Here is a 4,203-nt window from a genome sequence, read left to right on the forward strand (position 1 = left end):
CAATAAAGTAGCGATAGAGGTCAACATCAAGGTAATAAAGCGTCTTGCAGCGAGGTAGGGGTACATAAGCATAGATATTGTCCACATAAAAGGTATGAGCAGGCATAGGTACGCCACCGTCACGCAGAATATCGGTGCGATAGCACAAAGAGTGCATCAGCAGATTCTGGGACATATTAAAATGGCCAATCTTGTCCCAGGTAAAAATCTTTCCACGAGGCACAGCACGATGGTAGTCAATAACGATCTGCTTGCCATCCTCAACGTGCTCATAGACGTAATTGCTAATAACAAGGTCTACACGAGTATTAAACTCAATGAAATGACGAAGCTTAGCAAGCAGGGCCTGCAAGGCATCGCCATCCAGCCAGTCGTCAGAGTCGACAACCTTGTAGTACACGCCCGTTGCGTTGCTTAAGCCCTTAAGAACAGCTATGCCATGGCCACCATTTTCTTGGTGAACAGCTTTTACAAGATTGGGATAACGGCGCTCCCAATCCTGAGCCTTGGAGAAAGTATCATCTTTGGTCGAACCGTCATCAACAACGATGACCTCAACGTCATCGGCATATCCAGAGCCCTCGAGGATTGAACTGATACAGTGATCCATGTACTCGGAGGAGTTGTAACACGGAATGCCAAAACTGATGGTCTTTTGCATGCAATAAAACCTATTCTCGCTCATAAAAGGCCTTAGTTGAGGGCCTTCTTACCTTAGTGATTTGCCTTAATAATCTCGTCCGAAAGTGCCAAAGCAGAGCTCACAACACCGTCCATATCATAGTAGCGATACTCCGCTAGGCGACCAACCACATGGAAGTTAAGCAGACCCTCAACTCTTGCGCGGTAAGCCTTGTAGAGCTCGATGTTTTGCTCCTCAAGAATAGCGTAGTACGGTGTCTGATTGCCACCTGGCTCATAAGGCATGGGATATTCACGCATGATGGTTGTCTTGCCAGGTAGCACCTGACCAGTAAGATTTTTAAACTCAGTAATGCGCGTAAAGTCTTCGCTTGTGGTGTAGTTAACAGTACCTACAGGCTGGAACTGATCGATATCAAGGGTCTCAAAACGCATATCGAGAGAGCGATACGGAAGAGGGCCTAAATCCATATTGAAAAGCTCGTCAAGAGGGCCCGTGTAGATAACCTCGCCACCATAGGGAACACCACAAACTTGTACGCGTGTCTCGGACACAGAGAGTACATCGCGCGCATCGACGTTGAGATATACCTCGATGAGATCGTGGTCAAGCATACGCTCAAAAAGGGCAGTATAGCCGTCAACAGGCTCACCTTGATAGGTGGCAGTCGGGAAGTAACGATCATCGTCACCCACAAAAACAGGGACACGGCCAGTAATAGCAGGGTCGATCTCGGCAGGAGTTTTGCCCCATTGCTTCATTGTGTAGTACAAAAAGACGTTCTCGTAAACATAATCTGCAACCTCAGACAGCTCGGGATCATTTGCCTCTCGAAGTTGCATAATGGGGACCTTTTTGTTTTCGCCAAAGCTAGCCACGAGCTTTTGGTAGAGGTGCTCACCTTTCTCCTCGCCAAAGGCAAGCTTTAAAGACTTGTGATTGAAAGGCACAGGCATGAGAGTGCCATGAATATTGGCAAGTACCTTGTGCTGATAATTGGTCCAGTCGGTAAAGCGCGACAGAAAATCGAAACCTCGTTCGTCGTTGGTGTGAAAAATGTGAGGACCGTACTCATGAATAAGTACACCGGCCTCATCAAAGCGGTCATAGGCATTACCTGCAATGTGCGGACGGCGCTCTAGCACGGCCACCTTAAAGCCAGATTGCTCAGCAAGTCGGCGTGCACACACGGCGCCCGCATACCCTGCGCCGACAATGATTGCATCATACATGCTGCCATTAAAGCTGGCGGGTAGGCCCATCTGTATGCTCATGTCATCCTCCTGCGCAGGCAAACTCCCCGCGCTTCTCTAGTGATTTTTCCTAAGAAATCACTATATATGGCACAGCGGTGCCAAACTGTCTGATTCAACATTATTCGAGAGTTTACCACGCATGACGCCAAGGCCTCTATAATGACCTAGAAAGGCATCAAATGACCAAGCGATGTCCCATAAGCTGAGAAATTTTCTCACAAAGAAAAAGGAGTAATGCATGAGTGACTTCCTTGCGCGCATGAAAGCAGCTGCTGCAGCTAATAAAAAAACCATTGTGCTCCCAGAAGGTGAAGATCCGCGTACCCTTGAGGCAGCAAAACAAATTGTTGCTGAAGACCTAGCCAATCTGGTCATTCTCGGCAATCCTGCAGAAATTGATGTTCCTGGCGCTGTTGTTATAGATCCTGTCTCTGATGAGCATGCAGAGGCTTATGCACAAAAGTTTGCCGAACTCCGTGCTAAAAAGGGTGTCACCATTGAGCAGGCTCGTGAGCAGGTCAAAGATGCTACCTATTTTGGCACCATGATGGTCAAGATGGGTGATGCTGACGGCTTGGTTTCTGGCGCTTGTCATTCCACCGCAAACACCCTGCGTCCTGCTCTACAAATCCTGAAGACCGCTCCTGGTACCAAGTTGGTCTCGGGCTTTATGGTTGTGTGTGTGCCTGATTGCAAGTTCGGACAAGAGGGTAATTTTATCTTCTCTGATATTGGTCTCAACATTGATCCCGATGCCGACCAACTTTCTGAGATTGCTATCTCTTCTGCCGCCAGTTGGAAAGCATTCATGAGCGGTGAGCCCAAGCTTGCACTGCTTTCCTACTCCACCAAGGGCTCTGCCAAGGGCGCTTCTGCTGACAAGGTACGAGAGGCCATTAAGCTTCTCAACGAAAAGGCTCCTGAACTTGCAGCCGATGGCGAACTCCAACTTGACGCAGCGTTGGTACAGTCTGTAGCAGACATTAAAGCTCCTGGCTCGACTGTCGCAGGCAAGGCGAACGTCCTTATCTTCCCCGACTTACAGTCGGGCAACATTGGTTACAAGCTGGTACAGCGTCTGGGCAAGGCCGAGGCCTACGGTCCCATCCTGCAGGGCATTGCTAGGCCTGTCAATGACCTATCCCGTGGCTGCAGTGCTGAGGATATCATTGGTGTTGTTGCTATTACCGCCGTCCAAGCTCAGCAAATGGCGTAAGTTCGCATCAATTTTGCTGTGTGCTACACACGAAGGGGGCTGTATCAAAAGCCCCCTTTCGATTGAGTCCATCGGTTTGAACATGATAGCCAACAGGTGGGTTCTTCCTTGTATGAGCAAGAAGAGAAGCTCCTCTTATACCCTCAGACATCACTATCAATATCAAGTAAAAGAATAGAGGCCCCCAGAAGGGTTGCATCGCCAACATCGTGCGTCGCAACAATAAGAGTGCGCCCAGCTAAATGACGCAAAATGAACTCAGCGCTCCGACGATGAGTTGTTTCATCCAGCGAAGCAAAGGGTTCATCAAGCAAAACAAGAGTACTTGGTGCGGCAAGTGCGCGCACCAGCTCAACACAGCGACGTTCACCACCAGAAAGCTGGCAGACAGGCCGAGAAAGCAACTCTATAGGAAGAATCTCGCAAAGCAGCTTTTCTGTTTCTGTAAAAGGCAGACCTGTAGCAAGCACTATGTTATCTAAAGCACTGAGTTGTTCGAGCAAACAGGTTTTCTGATAGGCAAGAGAAACATGCCCCTCATGCTCAAGCTCTCCCCTATCAGCGCGCTCTATTCCTGCAATAATATGCAAGAGCGTAGTCTTGCCCGTACCTGTAGCAGCCATAAGACATGTCTTGGAACCCGCCGCAAAACTCTGTGTAAAACCCTCAAAAAGCTGCTTTTCTCCGCGTGAACAGCTTAGTGATGTAATAACGAGCTTTTTTGAGATAGGAGCGGCTTGTTGCTTTTTCGCGGCTGTCCTTATAGCCCAAGCAGTACCAACATCAGCTGAGTGTAAAAGGAAATATAAAAACACCTGCTCGCAGATATATGCAAGTAGCACAATAACTATGGTCCAGGCAAACACATCAGCTGTCTCAAGCACTATTTTTGCCTGATAAATGTGTTCGCCTATACTCCCTGCGGGACTACCAATAAGCTCTGCTGCAACTCCTGCCTTCCAGCTCATACCCACAGTCATTTTTGCGGAAGCAAATAAATACGATTGGAGCTCAGGCCAAATATAAGCTCCAAACTGATGGAACGAATCAACTCGATAGAGCTTGAGCATCCCCAAACGTTGACTATC

4 protein-coding genes are annotated in these 4,203 nt (G+C 48.4%); 1 reads left to right on the top strand and 3 read right to left on the bottom strand.

Going from position 1 to position 4,203, the window contains the following annotated elements:
- Both Q0X25_RS07490 and glf read right to left on the bottom strand, forming a co-directional pair.
- Positions 1-661: glycosyltransferase family A protein (locus Q0X25_RS07490; protein WP_298580727.1), on the bottom strand; the 661-nt coding region annotated here is incomplete at its 3' end.
- A gap of 53 nt (positions 662-714) precedes the next feature.
- Positions 715-1,917, bottom strand: coding sequence for a UDP-galactopyranose mutase (gene glf / locus Q0X25_RS07495; RefSeq protein ID WP_298580730.1), 1,203 nt, complete (start codon positions 1,915-1,917; stop codon positions 715-717).
- 220 nt (positions 1,918-2,137) lie between these two features.
- Between glf and pta the strand changes: the two genes are divergently transcribed.
- The gene (pta, locus tag Q0X25_RS07500) at positions 2,138-3,115 is read left to right on the top strand and encodes a phosphate acetyltransferase (protein WP_298580732.1); all 978 of its coding nucleotides are present in this window, start codon (positions 2,138-2,140) and stop codon (positions 3,113-3,115) included.
- A gap of 143 nt (positions 3,116-3,258) precedes the next feature.
- Here pta and Q0X25_RS07505 read toward each other — a convergent pair.
- A partial coding sequence (locus Q0X25_RS07505; protein WP_298580734.1) for an ATP-binding cassette domain-containing protein occupies positions 3,259-4,203 on the bottom strand: 945 nt, incomplete at its 5' end.

The organism is uncultured Olegusella sp., assembly GCF_947253395.1.
In the GTDB taxonomy this organism is placed as follows: domain Bacteria; phylum Actinomycetota; class Coriobacteriia; order Coriobacteriales; family Atopobiaceae; genus Olegusella.

Bases quoted from the DNA above. Each gene is read 5' to 3' on its own strand.
- pta (WP_298580732.1), top strand. From the start codon at position 2,138: ATGAGTGACTTCCTTGCGCGCATGAAAGCAGCTGCTGCAGCTAATAAA.
- glf (WP_298580730.1), bottom strand. From the start codon at position 1,917: ATGAGCATACAGATGGGCCTACCCGCCAGCTTTAATGGCAGCATGTAT.